The 18,313-nt window shown below is 71.4% G+C and carries 14 protein-coding genes; 8 read left to right on the forward strand and 6 right to left on the reverse strand.

Annotated features, from left to right (window positions below; translation table 11 throughout):
• Window positions 1-42: 42 nt before the first annotated feature.
• The 4 genes from IE308_RS23770 to IE308_RS23785 all read left to right on the forward strand — a co-directional run bounded on the left by IE308_RS23770 (window position 43) and on the right by IE308_RS23785 (window position 3,053).
• Entirely contained in the window at window positions 43-591 is a 549-nt protein-coding gene (locus IE308_RS23770) for an RNA 2'-phosphotransferase (protein ID WP_190219491.1), read from the forward strand.
• 56 nt (window positions 592-647) lie between these two features.
• Window positions 648-1,094, forward strand: coding sequence for a hypothetical protein (locus tag IE308_RS23775; RefSeq protein WP_110629151.1), 447 nt, complete (start codon window positions 648-650; stop codon window positions 1,092-1,094).
• Between the two features lie 92 nt (window positions 1,095-1,186).
• Window positions 1,187-2,089 (forward strand): LLM class flavin-dependent oxidoreductase, encoded by a 903-nt coding sequence (locus IE308_RS23780; RefSeq protein ID WP_190219492.1) that lies wholly within the window; start codon window positions 1,187-1,189, stop codon window positions 2,087-2,089.
• A gap of 76 nt (window positions 2,090-2,165) precedes the next feature.
• Window positions 2,166-3,053 carry an HAD hydrolase family protein gene (locus tag IE308_RS23785; protein ID WP_190219493.1) on the forward strand — a complete coding sequence of 296 codons (888 nt, stop codon included), beginning with the start codon at window positions 2,166-2,168 and terminating at the stop codon, window positions 3,051-3,053.
• Between the two features lie 25 nt (window positions 3,054-3,078).
• Here the strand turns inward: IE308_RS23785 and IE308_RS23790 are convergent, their stop codons facing one another.
• The 4 genes from IE308_RS23790 to IE308_RS23805 all read right to left on the reverse strand — a co-directional run bounded on the left by IE308_RS23790 (window position 3,079) and on the right by IE308_RS23805 (window position 10,399).
• Window positions 3,079-4,146, reverse strand: a complete 1,068-nt coding sequence (locus tag IE308_RS23790) for a M23 family metallopeptidase (protein WP_190219494.1) — start codon at window positions 4,144-4,146, stop codon at window positions 3,079-3,081.
• A 128-nt stretch (window positions 4,147-4,274) separates the two neighbouring features.
• A complete protein-coding gene (cydD, locus tag IE308_RS23795; protein WP_190219495.1) occupies window positions 4,275-7,805 on the reverse strand; it encodes a thiol reductant ABC exporter subunit CydD in 3,531 nt (1,176 codons plus the stop codon).
• A 60-nt stretch (window positions 7,806-7,865) separates the two neighbouring features.
• Window positions 7,866-8,870: a cytochrome d ubiquinol oxidase subunit II gene (gene cydB / locus IE308_RS23800; RefSeq protein WP_190219496.1), complete on the reverse strand. Its 1,005-nt coding sequence runs from the start codon at window positions 8,868-8,870 to the stop codon at window positions 7,866-7,868.
• Between the two features lie 20 nt (window positions 8,871-8,890).
• Window positions 8,891-10,399: a cytochrome ubiquinol oxidase subunit I gene (locus IE308_RS23805; protein WP_190219497.1), complete on the reverse strand. Its 1,509-nt coding sequence runs from the start codon at window positions 10,397-10,399 to the stop codon at window positions 8,891-8,893.
• A 209-nt stretch (window positions 10,400-10,608) separates the two neighbouring features.
• On the opposite strand from IE308_RS23805, the gene IE308_RS23810 reads away from it, so the two are divergent.
• Window positions 10,609-10,998 carry a cyclophilin-like fold protein gene (locus IE308_RS23810; protein ID WP_190219498.1) on the forward strand — a complete coding sequence of 130 codons (390 nt, stop codon included), beginning with the start codon at window positions 10,609-10,611 and terminating at the stop codon, window positions 10,996-10,998.
• A 116-nt stretch (window positions 10,999-11,114) separates the two neighbouring features.
• Here the strand turns inward: IE308_RS23810 and hisC are convergent, their stop codons facing one another.
• Window positions 11,115-12,194 carry a histidinol-phosphate transaminase gene (gene hisC / locus IE308_RS23815; protein WP_190219499.1) on the reverse strand — a complete coding sequence of 360 codons (1,080 nt, stop codon included), beginning with the start codon at window positions 12,192-12,194 and terminating at the stop codon, window positions 11,115-11,117.
• A gap of 505 nt (window positions 12,195-12,699) precedes the next feature.
• Here hisC and IE308_RS23820 point away from each other — a divergent pair.
• The 3 genes from IE308_RS23820 (at window position 12,700) to IE308_RS23830 (ending at window position 16,293) form a co-directional block, all read left to right on the forward strand.
• A complete protein-coding gene (locus IE308_RS23820; protein WP_110629160.1) occupies window positions 12,700-13,809 on the forward strand; it encodes a LacI family DNA-binding transcriptional regulator in 1,110 nt (369 codons plus the stop codon).
• Between the two features lie 311 nt (window positions 13,810-14,120).
• On the forward strand, window positions 14,121-15,227 hold the full coding sequence (locus tag IE308_RS23825; protein WP_268256492.1) for a metallophosphoesterase: 1,107 nt from the start codon (window positions 14,121-14,123) through the stop codon (window positions 15,225-15,227).
• A gap of 193 nt (window positions 15,228-15,420) precedes the next feature.
• The gene (locus IE308_RS23830; protein ID WP_190219501.1) at window positions 15,421-16,293 is read left to right on the forward strand and encodes a hypothetical protein; all 873 of its coding nucleotides are present in this window, start codon (window positions 15,421-15,423) and stop codon (window positions 16,291-16,293) included.
• A 143-nt stretch (window positions 16,294-16,436) separates the two neighbouring features.
• Here the strand turns inward: IE308_RS23830 and thiC are convergent, their stop codons facing one another.
• Window positions 16,437-18,221 carry a phosphomethylpyrimidine synthase ThiC gene (thiC, locus tag IE308_RS23835; protein WP_229909018.1) on the reverse strand — a complete coding sequence of 595 codons (1,785 nt, stop codon included), beginning with the start codon at window positions 18,219-18,221 and terminating at the stop codon, window positions 16,437-16,439.
• Window positions 18,222-18,313 lie beyond the last annotated feature (92 nt).

Consider the following 18,313-nt stretch of genomic DNA (forward strand, 5'->3'; position numbering starts at 1 on the left):
AACAAAATGCGTGATCCTCGTCTCTCCCCTCATGCTGAGGGGATGGACGAAAGACGCACCGTGAAGGTGTCGAAGTACCTCTCGAAGCATCTGCGTCACCAGCCGGACCGGATCGGGATCACCCTCGACGAGGGCGGCTGGGTCGAGATCGACACCCTGATCGCGGCGGCCGCGTCCCACGGCTTCCGGTTCGCCCGGGAAGAACTCGACCACGTGGTGGCCACCAACGACAAGAAGCGGTTCGCCGTCGACGGCACCCGGATCCGCGCCAGCCAGGGGCACAGCGTCGACGTGGACCTGGGCCTTCCGGCGGCGACCCCGCCGCCGTATCTCTACCACGGCACCGTCGCCCGCCACCTGGACGCGATCCGCGCCGAGGGGCTGCGGCCGATGAACCGGCACGCCGTGCACCTGTCCGCCGACCGGGAGACCGCCACCCGGGTCGGCGCCCGCCGCGGGCGGCCCGTGGTGCTCGCCGTGGACGCCGGGGCGATGCACCGCGACGGCCACGTGTTCCACGTCAGCGCCAACGGGGTGTGGCTGACCGAGGCGGTGCCCGCGCGCTACCTGCGCTTTCCGGGGCCGCACTGAGTCGGGGAGCAGAAGGGGGCTACAGCGGGGATCCGCTGTACGGCAGGATCAGTGGTATGGACCATTTGCCCAGCACCGAGGCCGCCGTCACCGCCCTGCGGGACCTGGCCCGCGCATACGCGCGCGAGATCGAGGTCAGCCATGACATCGGCGCCGATCTGACCTCCCGCCGCAGCGCCGCGGGCGTCGGCGTCGTCAGCGACCCCGACGGCTCGCTCCCGCACGAGGCCTACGTCGAGTTCGGCGGGCTCCCCCGGGTCAGCGTCCGGCTCTACCCCGACGACGACGCGCTCATCACCGTCGAGGGCGTCGAGTGCCCCGACGTGGCCCGCGACGACGTGCCCGCCTTCCTCCGCTCCCTCTTCGACGGTCTCGCCTTCGTCCGGGGGCGCCGGTTCCCGCCCGGCTACTTCCTCGTCGTACCGCTGCCGGGGGACCGGACGCACAAGGAGTACGTGCCCGCGGTCACGCTCACGCCGTGGCTGAGCGGCCGCGTACGGTGACGAGCGAGCGCGCACGGTGACGGGCGGCCGCGTACGGTGACCAGGCGGGCCGTGTTTCACGTGAAACACTTTCGGCCGCTTACGCTCGATGCATGAGTCTGCGTCTGAGCACCGTGATCCTGCCCTACCGCCGCTGGCACGAAGGCGCCCGTTCGGCCTGGATGCGGGCCGAGCAGCTCGGCTTCCACACGGCGTACACCTATGACCACCTCACCTGGCGCAGCTTCCGTGACGGGCCCTGGTTCGGCGCGATCCCGACGCTGACGGCTGCGGCGTCCGTGACCGAGCGGCTGCGGCTGGGCACGCTGGTCACCTCGCCGAACTTCCGGCACCCGGTGACCCTCGCCAAGGAACTGATCTCCCTCGACGACATCTCCGGCGGCCGCATCACCCTCGGCATCGGCGCGGGCGGCACCGGCTTCGACGCCACCGCGCTCGGCCAGGAGGCGTGGAGCCCGCGGGAGCGCGCCGACCGGCTGGCCGAGTTCGTTCCGCTGCTGGACCGGCTGCTGACCGAGGACACGGTGTCGCACGAGGGCTCCTTCTACTCGGCGCAGGAGGCCCGCAACGTCCCCGGCTGCCTGCAGCGGCCCCGGCTGCCCTTCGCGGTGGCCGCCACGGGTCCGCGCGGGATGCGGCTGGCCGCCCGGTACGGGCAGGCGTGGGTGACCACCGGTGACCCCAAGCTGTACGAGGAGGGCACCCCCGAGCAGTCCGTCGAGGCCCTGCGCGGGCAGCTCGGCAAGCTCGCCGACGCGTGTGCGGCGATCGACCGGGACGTGGCCGGCATCGACAAGATCCTCCTCACCGGTTTCACCCCGGACCGCGGGCGCCCGCTGGAGTCCCTGGACGCGTTCGTGGACTTCGCCGGGCGCCACAAGGAGCTGGGGTTCACCGAGATCGTCATCCACTGGCCCATCCCCGACTCCGTCTTCGCCGCCGACGAGAAGGTCTTCGAGCGGATCGCCATGGAGGGCCTCGCGCAGCTGGGCTGATCCGGCCGGGTCCGGTCGGGTTCGGCTGTGGGGTAATCCCTCAGATGTGCGGACTTCCGCACGGGCGTGCAGGCATATGCGGGAGAATGGCCGGGTGACCTCAGCGACTCGACAGCCCGAGACCCCGGCCTCCACTGTTCCGCCGCGACTGATCGCCACCGACCTGGACGGCACCCTGCTGCGCGACGACAAGTCGGTGTCCGCGCGCACGGTCGCCGCACTGGCCGCGGCGGAGGAGGCCGGTATCGAGGTCTTCTTCGTCACCGGCCGCCCGGCCCGCTGGATGGACGTCGTCAGCGACCACGTCCACGGCCACGGCCTGGCGATCTGCGGCAACGGCGCCGCCGTGGTCGACCTGCACGGCGGCCCCGGCGCCCACCGCTTCGTGAAGGTGCGCGAGCTGGCCAGGGAGAACGCGCTGGACGCCGTACGGCTGCTGCGCGACGCCGCACCGGGCACGGTGTACGCGATCGAGCAGACGTACGGCTTCAACCAGGAGCCGGACTACCCCAAGCTGCACATGGAGGTCCCGGACATCCTGCTGTCGGCCGAGGAGCTGCTGGGCCCCGACGGGCCGCTGCCCGACGAGCCGGTGCTGAAGATCCTCGCCTACCACCCCACCCTCGACCCGGACGCCTTCCTGACGCTGGCCCGCCTGGCCCTCGGCGACCGCGCCAACGTCACCCGCTCCAGCCCCAGCGCCCTGCTGGAGATCAGCGGCCCCGGCGTCTCCAAGGCGAGCACGCTCGCCCTGTGCTGCGCCGAGCGCGGTATCTCCCACGAGCAGGTCGTCGCCTTCGGGGACATGCCCAACGACGTCGAGATGCTGACCTGGGCCGGCCGCTCGTACGCCATGGGCAACGCCCACCCGGACGTCATCGCGGCGGCCTCGGGGCGGACCGTCGCCAACAACGAGGACGGCGTGGCGGTCGTGATCGAGCGGCTGCTGGCGGAGCTGCCGTAGCCGGCCGGTGGCGGCCGGCCGTCGGTCAGCCCACCTGCACACCGCGTTCGGCCAGCCAGGGCAGCGGGTCCAGCGCCGAGCCCATCTCGGGCGTGACCCGCACCTCGAAGTGCAGGTGCGGTCCGGTGGAGTTGCCGCTCGTGCCGGACTGCCCGACCCACTGCCCGGCCAGCACCCGCTCCCCCTGGTCGACGGTGACGGCGGCGAGATGGGCGTACTGCGTGTAGTAGCCGCCCGGGTGCTGCACCACGACCTCGATGCCGAAGGCGCCCCCGCAGGACACCCGCACCACGCGGCCCGCGCCGACCGCCCGCACGGGCGTGCCGATCGGCACGGCGAAGTCCTGCCCCGTGTGCCGGTGCGCCCACCGGGCACCTCCGCTGCCGAAGCCCGCCGACAGCTCGTACGACTCCACGGGCGCCACCCACGCGCGCGTGCCGTCGACCGGCGGCTGGTCGAGCCGTACGGCGCCCCGGCAGCTGCCCGCCGCGACGGAGACGTCGGCCTGCCCCTGCAACTGCCGGCGGGCCTGCTCCAGCTTGTCGTCGATCTCCTGCTTCAGCACGGTGAGTTCGGTGTTGTGCCGCTCCAGCGCCTGCCAGGCGGACCGCGCCTTCGCCTGGTCTGCCCGGAGCCTCGCCTCGGCCCGCCGGCTCTTGTCGATGGCGTTGTTCACGGCCAGCTGCGCCTGCGAGAAGACCTGCCGGCCGCGCATCAGCTGGTCGGGGGTGTCGGCGAGGATGATCTGCGCGGTCAGCGGCAGTCCGCCACCGCTGCGGTACTGGGCCCGCGCGATCCGTCCCAGGTCCTCGTGGAGCGCGGCGATCTCCCTCCGCTCGCGCTCCAGCAGTCCCTCGTAGCGCTCGGCCTGCGCCCGCTGCACCTCCGCGTCCCGCCGCCCCGCCTCGTACCGCTGCGTCGCCACCTCCGCGTCCCGGTACAGCCGCGCCACCTGCGCGCTGATGCCCTCGCCCGCCCCGTCGCCGGGGCCGTCGCCCGGCTCGCCGTCGGCCGACGTGGGGCGCGCCGCCAGGAGCGCCAGCGCGCACAGCAGTGCCGGAACGAGCAGGGGATGACGGCGAGATGAGCGCATGTCAGCGATCGTGGCCCCACTCGCCCGGCCGGGTCCTGTTCGAGTCGTACGCACGGGGGACGCGACGCCACGGATGGCGCAAAAGTGTGCCTGGTCGGCATGTCTGACGATCCGTCGGCCGGGTGCGCTCAGGCCACGAGCAGTCCTTCCGCCTCCGCCTCGCGCTCGGCCATCCGCCGCAGGGGCCCGTCCACGGCCGACAGCTCGGCGTAGGAGCCGCGCTGCACGATCCGCCCCGCGTCCAGGACCAACACCTCGTCCACTGCTTCAAGCCCCGCCAGCCGGTGCGTGATGAGCAGGGTCGTACGGCCCTCCGTCGCGGCCAGCAAGTCGGCGGTGAGCGCGTCGGCGGTCGGCAGGTCGAGGTGCTCGGCCGGCTCGTCCAGCACCAGGACGGGGAAGTCCGCGAGCAGCGCCCGGGCCAGCGCGAGCCGCTGCCGCTGGCCGCCCGACAGCCGGGCCCCGTGCTCGCCGACCAGTGTGTCCAGCCCGTCCGGCAGGCTGTCGGCCCACTCCAGCAGCCGGGCCCGCGCGAGCGCCGCGCGCAGCTCCTCCTCCGTGGCGTCCTTCTTCGCCAGCAGCAGGTTCTCGCGCACCGAACTGTCGAAGAGGTGCGCGTCCTGCGCGCACAGCCCGACCAGCCGCCGCACGTCGTCGCCGTCGAGCGCGTCCGCGTCGACGCCGCCCAGCGTGTAGGTGCCGGCGTCCGCGTCCAGGAAGCGCAGCAGCACCTGCGCGAGCGTCGTCTTGCCCGACCCCGACGGCCCGACGACGGCGACCCTGCGGCCCCGGGTGAGGGTCAGGTCGACGCCGGCGAGGGCGTCGCGCTCCTGCCCGGCGTGGCGGGCGGTCAGCCCCTCGACGACGACCGGGAAGGGCACCGCCGGTGCGGCGCCGGGCCGCGCCGGTTCGCGTACCGGCTCGGGGGAGTCCAGGACGTCGTACACGCGCTCCGCGCTCTTGCCCACCCGCTGCCGGTACTGCGCGGCGAGCGGCATCCCGAGCACGGCCTCGAAGGCGGCCAGGGGAGTGAGCACGACGACGGCCATGAGGACGCCGTCCAGCCGGCCATCGGCGACCGCCCGCGCCCCGACCAGCGCGGCCGCGGCGACGGTCAGGCCCGAGACCAGGGCGGTGAGGCCGTCGCCGAGGGCGGTGGCCGTGGCGGTGCGCGAGGCGATCCGGGTGAGCGCGGTGTCGGCGCGGCGCGCCTCGGCGGTCCGCGCGGACAGGGCGCCCGCGACGGTCAGTTCGGCGGTGCCCGTGAGCAGGTCGGTGACCCGGGTGGCGAGACTTCCGCGGGCCGGGGCCAGCCGGCGCTCGGCACGCCGGGCCACCGCGCCCGTCAGGAGCGGTACGCCGGCGCCGGCCGCGAGCAGTCCGGCCGCGAGCACCGCTCCGGCCTCGGGCAGCAGCCATGCGGTGAAGCCGACGGACGCGGCGGAGACCACCACGGCGGCACCCGCGGGCAGCAGCCAGCGCAGCCAGTAGTCCTGCAGGGCGTCGACGTCCGCCACCAGCCGCGACAGCAGGTCGCCCCGACGGGTGCCGCGCAGCCCCGCGGGCGCTAGCCGCTCCAGGCGGCGGTAGACGGCCACCCGGGTGTCGGCCAGCATCCGCAGCACGGCGTCGTGTGAGACGAGCCGCTCGGTGTAGCGGAACACGGCCCGCCCGATACCGAAGGCCCGCGTCGCCGTCACGGCCACCATCAGGTACAGCACGGGCGGCTGCTGCGAGGCACGCGAGATCAGCCAGCCGGAGGTGCCCATGAGCCCCACCGCACTGCCGAGCGCGAGGCTCCCCAGCAGCAGCGCCAGCACCAGCCGCCCGCGCCGCGCACCGGACATGGCCCGGACCCGGCCGAGAACACCGGAGGCGGCCAGGAGGGGAGCCGGGGTGGACTCGGGGGCGCGGGCAGGTTCCGGTGCGGGGGTGGCCCGCTCTGCCGAGGGCGCCGGGGCGGGGACGGCCGCGGTGGGAGCGCCGGACGCGTGCGCGGCCGTGACCGTCGCCGTGGCCGCCGGTGCCTCGGCGCCCGTCAACCGCACGACCCGGTCCGCCGCCGCGAGGAGCGCCGGGCGGTGCACCACGAGGAGGACCGTGCGGCCGACGGCCAGCCGCCGGACCGCCTCGACGACCTCCGCCTCGGTCCGGCCGTCCAGCGCGGCGGTCGGCTCGTCGAGGAGCAGCACCGGCCGGTCCGCGAGGAACGCACGGGCCAGCGCCAGCCGCTGCCGCTGACCGGCGGACAGCCCGGCGCCGTCCTCGCCGAGCACCGTCCGCGCGCCCTCGGGCAGCGCGTCGACGAACTCCAGCGCTCCGGCGTCCGCGAGGGCCTGCCGTACGGCGGTGTCGTCGGCGTCGGGACGCGCCAGCCGTATGTTCTCCGCGATGGTCCCGGCGTACAGGTGAGGGCGCTGCGGCACCCAGGCGATCCGCGACCGCCACTGCTCCAGGTCGAGGTCGGCGAGATCGGCTCCCCCGATGCGCACCCGCCCCTCGGCCGGCCGGACGAAGCCCAGCAGCACGTGCAGCAGCGTCGACTTGCCGGCGCCGCTGGGGCCGACGAGTGCCACCGTCTCCCCCGGCTCCACGGAGAACGACGCCTTCGTCACCGCGTCCGCGGACCGGCCGGGGTAGCGGACCGTCACGCCCTCGACGGCGATGCCGCCCGTGGGCACGGCGGCCGTGCCCGACTCCGGCAGGGGCGCCTCCAGCACGGCGAAGATCTCCTCCGCCGCGGCCAGTCCCTCGGCCGCCGCGTGGTACTGCGCGCCGACCTGCCGCAGCGGCAGATACGCCTCGGGCGCCAGCACGAGGACGACCAGTCCGTCGTAGAGGTCCATCTCGCCATGGACGAGCCGCATGCCGATGGTCACGGCGACCAGCGCCACCGAGAGCGTGGACAGCAGCTCCAGCGCGAAGGAGGAGAGGAAGGCGATCCGCAGCGTGCGCAGGGTGGCCTGGCGGTACTCGCCGGTGATGCGACGGATCGACTCGGCCTGCGCCTTGGCCCGCCCGAAGACCTTCAGGGTGGGCAGCCCCGCGACCACGTCGAGGAAGTGCCCCGAGAGCCGGGAGAGCAGCCGCCACTGGCGGTCCATCCGGGCCTGGGTGGCCCAGCCGATCAGCACCATGAAGACGGGGATCAGCGGCAGCGTGGCGACGATGATGGCGGCCGAGACCCAGTCCTCGGTGACGATCCGCGCCAGCACCGCCACCGGCACGACCACGGCGAGGCCCAGCTGCGGCAGGTAGCGGGAGAAGTAGTCGTCCAGCGCGTCGATGCCACGGGTGGCCAGGGTGACCAGGGATCCGGTGCGCTGGCCGCTGAGCCAGCCCGGGCCCAGCCGGGACGCCCGCTCCAGCAGGCGGCCGCGCAGCTCCGACTTGACCGCGGCGCTGGCCCGGTGGGCGGCGAGTTCGGTGAACCAGGCGACCAGGGCACGGCCGCCGGCGACGGCGACCAGAAGCAGCAGGGGAGTGCGGAGGGCGGAAACCGACAGGCCGTGCTGGAAGGCACCGACCACGACCTCGGCGATCAGCATGGCCTGCGCGATGACCAGGCCGGCACCGAGCGCGCCCAGGCCGACGACCGCGGCCAGGAAGAGGCGAGTGGCGCGAGCGTGGCGGAGAAGGCGCGGGTCGATCGGTTTCACGTGAAACAGGCCCTTCGGTCCAGAGGGGTGTGTTTCACGTGAAACACACCCCGGTCGGACTCAGTGTGCGGCTTCGGCGATGTGCTGCGTACCGATGCGCTTACGGAAGACCCAGTAGGTCCAGCCCTGGTAGAGCAGCACCAGCGGCGTGGCGATGCCGGCACACCAGGTCATGATCTTCAGGGTGTACGGGCTCGACGAGGCGTTGGTGACCGTGAGGCTCCACTCCTCGTTCAGCGTAGACGGCATGACGTTCGGGAAGAGCGTCAGGAACAGCATCGCGACGGTGGCCACGATGGTGATGCCGGACAGGGCGAACGACCAGCCTTCCCGCCCGGCCTGATTGGCCGCCAGGGCGGCGACCAGCGCGGCGACCGCGACGACCAGCGCGACCAGGCTCTTGGCGTCACCGCTGTCGAGCTGCGTCCAGCCCAGGAACAGCAGCGCCAGCACAGCGGTGGCGAGGCCGACCTTGAACGCCAGCGTCCGCGCCCGCTCCCGGATCTCCCCGACGGTCTTGAGCGCCGTGAACACCGCGCCGTGGAAGGTGAAGAGCGTCAGCGTCACCAGGCCGCCGAGCAGCGCGTACGGGTTGAGCAGGTCCCAGAGGTTCCCGACGTACTCCAGGTTCCGGTCGATCTTGACGCCTCGCACGAGGTTGCCGAAGGCCACGCCCCACAGGAAGGCGGGGATGAGCGAGGACCAGAAGATCGCCGTCTCCCAGTTGCGCTGCCAGTTCTCCTCGGGCCGCTTCGCCCGGTACTCGAAGGCGACACCGCGCACGATCAGGCAGACCAGGATGACCAGCAGCGGCAGGTAGAAGCCGGAGAAGAGCGTGGCGTACCACTCGGGGAAGGCGGCGAAGGTCGCGCCGCCCGCGGTGAGCAGCCAGACCTCGTTGCCGTCCCAGACCGGGCCGATCGTGTTGATCAGCACGCGCCGCTCGGGCCGGTTGCGGGCGAGCAGCCGGGTGAGGACGCCGACCCCGAAGTCGAATCCCTCCAGGAAGAAGTAGCCGGTCCACAGGACGGCGATCAGGACGAACCAGACGTCGTGCAGTTCCATGACTGTGCAGCTCCCTCGGCCTAGTACGAGAAGGCCATCGGCTTGTCGGCGTCACGGGTGTCGCCGCCGATCTTCGTGGGCGGGTTCAGGTCGGCCTCGGTCAGCTCGGGCGGGCCGGCCTTGACGTACTTGGCGAGCAGCTTGACCTCGACGACCGCGAGGATCGCGTACAGCGCGGTGAAGACGAGCATCGAGGTGAGGACCTCGCCCTGGGAGACACCGGGGGAGACCGCGTCGCGGGTCTGCAGGACGCCGTAGACGACCCACGGCTGGCGGCCCATCTCGGTGAAGATCCAGCCCCAGGAGTTGGCGATCAGCGGGAAGGCCAGGGTCCAGATCGCGATGCGCCAGTACCAGGTGGTGAGCTTCGGGCTGAGCGCCTTGTTCTTGAAGAGCACCAGGTGCGGGATCTCGTCCTCAGCGACCCGCAGGTGCTGCGGCAGCAGGAACTTCTTGCGGGTCAGCCACAGTCCCGCCATGCCGATGGCGAAGGACGCCATGCCGAAGCCGATCATCCAGCGGAAGCCCCAGAAGGTGACCGGGATGTTGGGCCGGTAGTCGCCGGGCCCGAACTTCTCCTGCTCGGCCTTGTTGACGTCGTTGATGCCGGGGACGTACGAGGTGAAGTCGTCGTTGGCGAGGAAGGACAGCAGGCCGGGGATCTCGATGGCCACGCTGTTGTGGCCCTTCTCGACGTCGCCGTAGGCGAAGATCGAGAACGGTGCGGGCTTCTCGCCGTCCCACAGGGCCTCGGCCGCGGCCATCTTCATCGGCTGCTGCTTGAACATGACCTTGCCGAGGACGTCCCCGCTGACCGCGGTGAGCAGGCCGGCGACGACCACGGTCACCAGGCCGAGCCGCAGCGAGGTCTTCATCTCCCGGATGTGCTTCTTGCGGGCCAGGTGGAAGGCGGCGATGCCGACCATGAAGGCGCCGCCGGTCAGGAAGGCCGCGGAGAGGGTGTGGAAGGCCTGGCTGAGCGCGGTGTTCTGGGTGAGCACCGCCCAGAAGTCGGTGAGTTCGGCGCGCCCCTTCTCCTGGTTGATCCGGTAGCCGACCGGGTGCTGCATCCAGGAGTTCGCCGCGAGGATGAAGTAGGCCGACAGGATCGTGCCGAGGGAGACCATCCAGATGCAGGCGAGATGGATCTTCTTCGGCAGCTTGTCCCAGCCGAAGATCCACAGGCCGATGAAGGTCGACTCGAAGAAGAAGGCGATCAGGGCCTCGAAGGCGAGCGGCGCCCCGAAGATGTCGCCGACGAAGCGCGAGTAGTCCGACCAGTTCATGCCGAACTGGAACTCCTGCACGATGCCGGTGACGACACCCATCGCGATGTTGATCAGGAAGAGCTTGCCCCAGAACTTGGTCGCCCTGAGGTACTTCTCCTTCTCCGTGCGCACCCACGCGGTCTGCAGGCCAGCGGTGAGGGCGGCGAGGGAGATGGTCAGGGGGACGAACAGGAAGTGGTAGACGGTGGTGATGCCGAACTGCCAGCGCGCCAGTGTCTCGGGCGCCAAAGCCAGGTCCACGTCGTCTCTCCTTACCTCGCCGTGGTGCAGCGGCAGCTTTGCCCCTTATGTCACACACAACTGCGGATCAACCGGGACACGATTGTGAACGCGTTCACATTCACAAGCCATTATGACGCACTGATTTTCGGCCCTCGAAGGGGGGTCCCCCCTTGACCTTCCCGGCACCCTCTTGGCAGCAAGTTCAACATCTTGTTGAATTGCGCGGCATGCAGACGCACAGCACACGCATCCGGATCTCCTGGCCCGCGGGGCACCTCACCGCGGCCCTCGACGACACCCCGACCACCCAGGCGCTCGCCAAGGCGCTGCCGCTGGTCTCCGTCGCTCGCACCTGGGGAGAGGAGGTCTACTTCGACACCGGCGTCGCCGTTTCACGTGAAACCGACGCCCGTCAGGTCGTCGAGCCGGGCACGGTCGCCTTCTGGACCGACGGCGACGCCCTGGCCCTCCCCTACGGCCCCACGCCGATCTCCCGCGGCGACGAGTGCCGCCTCGCGAGCCCCTGCAACATCCTCGGCCGGCTCGACGGCGACCCCCGCCTGCTGGCGACGGTCCGCGACGGGGATCCGGTGCGGGTGGAGCTGGTGACGGACTGAGCCGGTCCGTCACGCGCCCGCCGTGCCCGCGGACCCCGTGAAACGACCGACGGGCCCCACGCCGTACCCGTGGAGCCCGCCAGTGCCGCGCATGCCGCGGAGAAGCCGGTGAAGCGCTAGAGGTCCTTGCGGAAGCCCTCCGCCGCCTTCAGGAAGATGTCGTTCGCCTCGGTCTCACCGATCGTGACCCGCACACCCTCGCCGGGGAACGGCCGGACCACCACACCTGCCTGCTCACACGCCTGAGCGAAGGCGACCGTGCGCTCCCCCAGCCGCAGCCACACGAAGTTGGCCTGGGTGTCGGGCACCGTCCAGCCCTGCGCCCGCAGCGCGTCCACCACCCGGGTGCGCTCGCACACCAGCGAGCCGACCCGCCCGAGCAGCTCGTCCTCCGCGCGCAGCGAGGCGACCGCCGCGTCCTGCGCCAGCTGGCTCACACCGAAGGGCACCGCCGTCTTGCGCAGCGCCGCCGCCACCGGCTCATGGGCGATCGCGAAGCCGACCCGCAGCCCGGCGAGGCCGTACGCCTTGGAGAACGTACGCAGCACGCAGACGTTCGGGCGGTCCCGGTACAGCTCCACACCGTCGGGCACCTCGGCGTCGCGGACGAACTCGCGGTAGGCCTCGTCCAGCACGACCAGAACATCACTCGGCACCCGGTCCAGGAACCGCTCCAGCTCGGCCCGCTTCACGACCGTTCCGGTGGGGTTGTTGGGGTTGCAGACGAAGATCAGGCGCGTCCGGTCGGTGACGGCGTCGGCCATCGCGTCGAGGTCGTGCACATCACCCGAGGTCAGCGGCACCTGAACCGACCGCGCCCCGCTGATCTGCGTGATGATCGGGTACGCCTCGAAGGAGCGCCAGGCGTAGATGACCTCGTCGCCCGGGCCGGCGGTCGCCTGGAGCAGCTGCTGGGCGACGCCGACCGAGCCGGTGCCGGTGGCGAGGTGGGCGAGCGGGACGCCGAAGCGCTCCGACAGCTCGTTCATCAGGCCGGTGCAGGCCATGTCCGGGTAGCGGTTGAAGTCGCAGGCCGCCGCGCTCACGCTCTCCAGCACGCCGGGCAGCGGCGGATACGGGTTCTCGTTGGAGGACAGCTTGTACGCCACCGGCCCACCGGCCGCGGCCGGCTTGCCCGGCTTGTAGGTGGGGATCCCCTCCAGCTCGGCGCGCAGCTTGGGGCTCGTCTCGCTCACCGCAGTCCTCCTCGCGACCCCCGGCGGCCCCGTCACCGCCGCCGGCATTCCAATACTGCTCACCTTATGAGGATTCGGCTCTCCTGCGTACAGGTGCGCGGAAAACCCGGCGCCCCGGCGACCGCCCGGGCCGCCTCGGATCCCCCTCAGCGGTCCGTCGGCGCCTCGTCCGCAGACAACCTCATCCGCCCCACTGACATCAGGGGCAACACCGTATGAAGCCACACGAAGGCGTGGGAATCGGGGGGCGCGCCACACATATATCTACGCGCCGGTGGCTCACGCCGTGGCGCGCATCCCTCGTGCAGGTGAGTTGAGACCTCTTCGAGACATCGGGCACTTGGCAGGCCCATGCGCGCGGACACGCCACGTCCGAGCATAAACCGGCACAAGTTCCTTGTATTCAGAGGTATTTGACGGGCCAACACCTTGCAGAAACGTGCCTGTCAACGCCTGCATATGCGTCCGCCCTACCCCACCGCATGAGCCCTACTATCGGCTCGCCATGACAGCAGCAGGGAAGCATCAGGTGAGCCGCGCGGAAACCTCACGCCGAGGAAGCCGGCCGGGACGAGCGGGCATCAGGGACGTGGCCGCCGCCGCCGGAGTGTCCATCACGACCGTCTCGGATGCCCTGAACGGCAAGGGCCGGCTCCCTGATGCCACCCGACGCCATGTGCGGGAAGTCGCCGACCGGCTGGGCTACCGCCCGTCGGCGGCGGCCCGCACCCTCCGTACCGGCAAGTCCGGCCTCATCGGCCTGACCGTCACGACGTACGGGGATGAACCTTTCACCTTCACCGAGTTCGCGTACTTCGCCGAGATGGCCCGGGCCGCCACCTCCGCCGCGCTCGCCCGCGGCTACGCGCTGGTGATCCTGCCCGCGACCTCGCGCCACGACGTGTGGTCGAACGTCGCGCTCGACGGCACCGTCGTCATCGACCCGTCCGACCAGGACCCGGTCGTCAGCGAGCTGGTCCGCCAGGGTTTACCGGTCGTCTCCGACGGCCGCCCGGCCGGCTCGCTCCCGGTCACCGCCTGGGTCGACAACGACCACGAGGCCGCCGTCCTCGGCATCCTCGACCACCTCGCCGAGGCTGGCGCCCGCCGGATCGGCCTGCTCACCGGCACCACGACGGACACCTACACCCACCTGTCGACCACCGCCTACCTGCGCTGGTGCGAGCGGGTGGGCCAGGACCCCGTCTACGAGGCCTACCCGGCGCACGACCCCTGCGCGGGTGCCGTCGCCGCCGACCGGCTGCTCGCCCGGCCCGACCGGCCCGACGCCGTCTACGGCCTGTTCGACCCCAACGGCACCGACCTGCTCGCCGCCGCCCGCCGCTACGGCCTGCGCGTCCCCGACGACCTGCTGCTGGTCTGCTGCAGCGAGTCCACCGTGTACGCCAACACCGAGCCGCCGATCACCACCCTGTCGCTGAAGCCGCGGCGCATCGGCACGGCCGTGGTGCAGCTGCTCATCGACGCCATCGAAGGCGTGGAGTCGGACCAGCCGGTCGAGCAGGTGATACCGACGGAGCTGATCATCCGCACGTCCTCGCAGCGCCGCCCGCCCCGTACGACGGTCAGCCCGCCGCGCACCCCGGAGCGGTAGGAGCGGTTCCCCGGCAGAAACCGGGGAGCCGGGGGTTTGGCGCGGGGAGCCGGGCCGGCAAGGGCGGCGCCCGGGTGACATCGCGGCGCCGGGGCGACCGGCGGGCCGGGCGGCCGGTCAGCGGGGTCAGCAGGTCGTCACCCGAGAGGGAAAGCCCTTCCCAAAAGGGGCGAATGCCGCGGTGAACTGGAGTCTTGCTCCGATTCACCACCCCTGGGTCATCACACGGCACGATCCGCATTCCTATGATGGGCCCACGACACCGCGGGCCGCTGCGACCAGGCAGTCCGATGCGGTGCAGATGCGGCGCGATGGTGGAGGGGTCGATGACTCAGGGGGCCGGTCAGGGACCCGAGGTGGAGCGGACGGCGACGCTGCGCGACTTCCGGGTGCCCGCGTACGTCCACGAGACCGGTCCGTACGCCCACAGCTCCCTTCCCGGCGAGCCCGTCAGGCCCGTCGAGGAGCCGGGGGACCTCCCGGAGGGGTACACCCCCACCCAGCGCGATCTGCCCGTCATCAATCGGGGTGACACGGTCCAGGTGACGGTGGACCCCGCCACCGCCCCCGCCGCGCCGGCGCCGCAGCCGGCCGCCGGTCCGGGCCCCCTGTTCGTCGTCGGCGATGTGCACGGCTACCTGGACGAGCTGATCGCCGCGCTCCAGGAGAAGGGGCTCGTCGACGCCTCCGGCCAGTGGTGCGCGGGCACCGCCCGGCTGTGGTTCCTCGGCGACTTCACCGACCGCGGCCCCGACGGCATCGGCGTCATCGACCTCGTGATGCGGCTGTCCGCCGAGGCCGCCGCTGCGGGCGGCTACTGCAAGGCCCTCATGGGCAACCACGAGCTGCTGCTGCTGGGCGCCAAGCGGTTCGGCGACACTCCCGTCAACTCCGGCGCGGGCACCGCCACCTTCCAGGCGGCCTGGCTGCTCAACGGTGGCCAGAAGACCGACATGGACCGCCTCCAGGACCACCACCTGCAGTGGATGGCCCGCCTGGACGCACTCACCGAGACCGACGGCCATCTGCTCGTCCACTCGGACACCACCGCCTACCTCGACTACGGCAGCTCGATCGAAGAGGTCAACGACACCGTCCGCGAGACTCTCACCCGCAACGACGCCGACGAGGTCTGGGACCTCTTCCGCAAGTTCACCAAGCGCTTCGCCTTCCGTGACGAGGGCGGCGCCGACGCCGTGCGCTCGCTGCTCGACACCTACGGCGGCACCCGCATCGTCCACGGCCACAGCCCCATCCCGTACCTGCTCGGCGAGGTGGGCTCCGAGGACGGCGAGGACGGCACCGGCCCGGTCGTGGAGGGCCCGCACGTCTACGCCGACGGCCTCGCCATCGCCATGGACGGCGGAGTGACCATGGCCGGAAAGCTGCTGGTCCAGCAACTTCCGCTGGATATCTGAGCGTTCACCGGGCGGGCATCTCCCCGCCCGGAGCGATCACCGGCGGTGCAGGCCCGGGGCGAATTTGTGGAAACCCCCTGTCACGGCACGGCGTGACCGCTCTACCATCGGCTTATCCGTAGCAGGCTCCCCTCCGTTTCTGCCCGACGGCTCGTTCGTCATGCGAGCCCCAAGCCCTACGGAGCATCGGGGGATGCACATGAACAGCGTTCCGCAGCACCTGCTGAGTGAGGACCGCCAGGAGTACGAGCGGCTCCTCGACAAGGCGCTGCGCTCCGCACCACACCGCCCGGAATTGGCCGCCGTCGGACAGCGGCTCAACTCCGAACAACTGCGCACCATGGCACTCAACGCCACCGCCCTCATCACGGTGGCCGCGGCGACCGAGTACCAGCACTACGTGAAGGTCCGCGAGGAACTGCGCCACCCGGCGCCGGCCGCCCCCTCGTCCCCTGCCACGTCCGACTCCGCGGAGCCGGGCGCGGGCGGCGCGACCGTCCTCGCCGCCACCGTGGGCGAGGTCGCCGAGACGGCGGGCGCGGGCGCCGTGGCCGTCGTCGCGGTCCTGGCACCGGTCCTCGCCGGAACCGCCGCGGCGATCTTCCTGCTCGTCGGCTACATCCTGAAGATGCTCGACCCGCAGCCGGCCTTCGCCCGGACCATGCTCACCGCCGGCTGGGCGTTCGGCGCCCTGACCGCGGCCTCGATCCTCGTCGCCACGGTCGGACTGCTGATCACCGCCCTACGCAACCGGCCCCCGCTCGACGCCGGACCCTACGGCGAACTGCACGAGGAGGTGGCCCGGGCCAGGGACGCCTGGCGGGAGGCCCTGCTGGAACGGGGCATCATGCCGTTCCTGCGGGAGGCCCTGGCCGACCCCGGTACGACGCCCACCGCGCACCGTACGACCCCGTCCGTGCCGAACAACCGCATCCCGCGCCTGGGCTACGACCGCCCGGGCTTCACCAGTCCCGACGACGGCCCGGCAGCGGGCCCTCGCCCGAGCTTCACGAGCCCCGACTACAGCGGTCCGGGCTTCGGGGGGCCGGAGCACCAGCCGGAATAGCCCCTCGGCTTGCGCCCCCGCTCATGGAGAGCGCAGGCCGGGTGAACCACCGCCCCGCACGCGACTGACCGGGCAGCGAACCGGCAGCCGCGTGAGCGGCGGGGCAGGGACTACGGCCTGACAGCGGATCAGTTGCCGCTGGGTCAGTCCGCTATGGGCAGATACACGCGGTTGCCCGCGGCCGCGAACTCCTTCGACTTCTGTGCCATGCCCTCCTCGATCTCGTTCTTGGTGGAGCCGTGCTCGCGGCGGATGTCCTGCGAGATCTTCATCGAGCAGAACTTCGGCCCGCACATCGAGCAGAAATGGGCCGTCTTGGCCGGCTCCGCCGGCAGGGTCTCGTCGTGGAACTCCCGTGCCGTGTCCGGGTCCAGCGCGAGGTTGAACTGGTCCTCCCACCGGAACTCGAACCGGGCGTCGGACAGCGCGTCGTCCCACTCCTGCGCACCTGGGTGCCCCTTGGCGAGGTCGGCTGCGTGGGCGGCGATCTTGTAGGTGATGACGCCGGTCTTGACGTCGTCACGGTTGGGCAGGCCCAAGTGCTCCTTGGGCGTGACGTAGCAGAGCATGGCCGTGCCCCACCAGGCGATCATCGCGGCACCGATGCCGGAGGTGATGTGGTCGTACGCCGGCGCGACGTCCGTGGTCAGCGGGCCGAGCGTATAGAACGGAGCTTCATCGCAGATCTCCTGCTGAAGGTCGATGTTCTCCTTGATCTTGTGCATCGGGACGTGACCGGGGCCCTCGATCATCGTCTGTACGTCAAAACGCCTGGCGATCCGGTTGAGTTCCCCGAGCGTGCGCAGTTCCGCGAACTGCGCCTCGTCGTTGGCGTCGGCGATCGAACCGGGCCTGAGGCCGTCACCGAGGGAGTAGGTGACGTCGTAGGCGGCGAGGATCTCGCAGAGTTCCTCGAAGTTCTCGTACAGGAACGATTCCTTGTGGTGGGCCAGGCACCAGGCCGCCATGATGGAGCCGCCGCGCGAGACGATGCCGGTCTTGCGGTTGGCCGTGAGCGGCACGTACGCCAGACGCACGCCGGCGTGGACGGTCATGTAGTCCACGCCCTGCTCGGCCTGCTCGATGACCGTGTCCTTGTAGATCTCCCAGGTCAGCTCCTCGGCCTTGCCGTCGACCTTCTCCAGCGCCTGGTAGAGCGGGACGGTGCCGATCGGCACGGGGGAGTTGCGCAGCACCCACTCGCGGGTGGTGTGGATGTTGCGGCCGGTGGACAGGTCCATGACCGTGTCGGCACCCCAACGGGTCGCCCAGGTCATCTTCTCGACCTCCTCCTCGATGGAGGACGTCACGGCCGAGTTGCCGATGTTGGCGTTGACCTTCACCAGGAAGCGCTTGCCGATGATCATCGGCTCGATCTCCGGGTGGTTCACGTTCGCGGGAAGCACGGCCCGGCCCGCCGCGATCTCCTCCCGGACGACCTCCGGAGAGACGTTCTCCCGGATGGCCACGAACTCCATCTCGGGCGTGATCTCCCCGCGGCGCGCGTACGCGAGCTGGGTGACGGCCTTGCCGTCGCGGCTGCGGCGGGGCTGGCGCGGACGCCCGGGGAAGACGGCGTCGAGGTTGCGCAGTCCGCCACGCGGCGAGGTGTGCTTGATCCCGTCGTCCTCGGGACGGACGGGACGACCCGCGTACTCCTCGGTGTCGCCGCGGGCGACGATCCAGTTCTCCCGCAGCGGCGTCAGGCCCCTGCGGACGTCGGTCTCGACGAGTGGATCGGTGTACGGGCCTGAAGTGTCGTACAGCGTGACCGACTGCCCGTTGGTGAGATGCACCTGACGGACCGGCACCCGAACGTCGGGGCGTGAGCCCTCGACGTACGCCTTGTGCCAGCCGATGGACTTCCCGGCCTCCTGGGACTTCTCGTCCTGAACGGAGGCAGGCGTGCGTGCGTCCTTGTTGGTCATGAGACCTACTCCCTACGCCGGCATTACCCGGTAACAGGTTCGGCGGTCGACGCAGCGGTTTCCGTCTGCCGACGTTTCGTGGGGAACGTCAC

This window comes from Streptomyces griseosporeus, from assembly GCF_014656055.1.
In the GTDB taxonomy this organism is placed as follows: Bacteria; Actinomycetota; Actinomycetes; order Streptomycetales; family Streptomycetaceae; genus Streptomyces; species Streptomyces griseosporeus.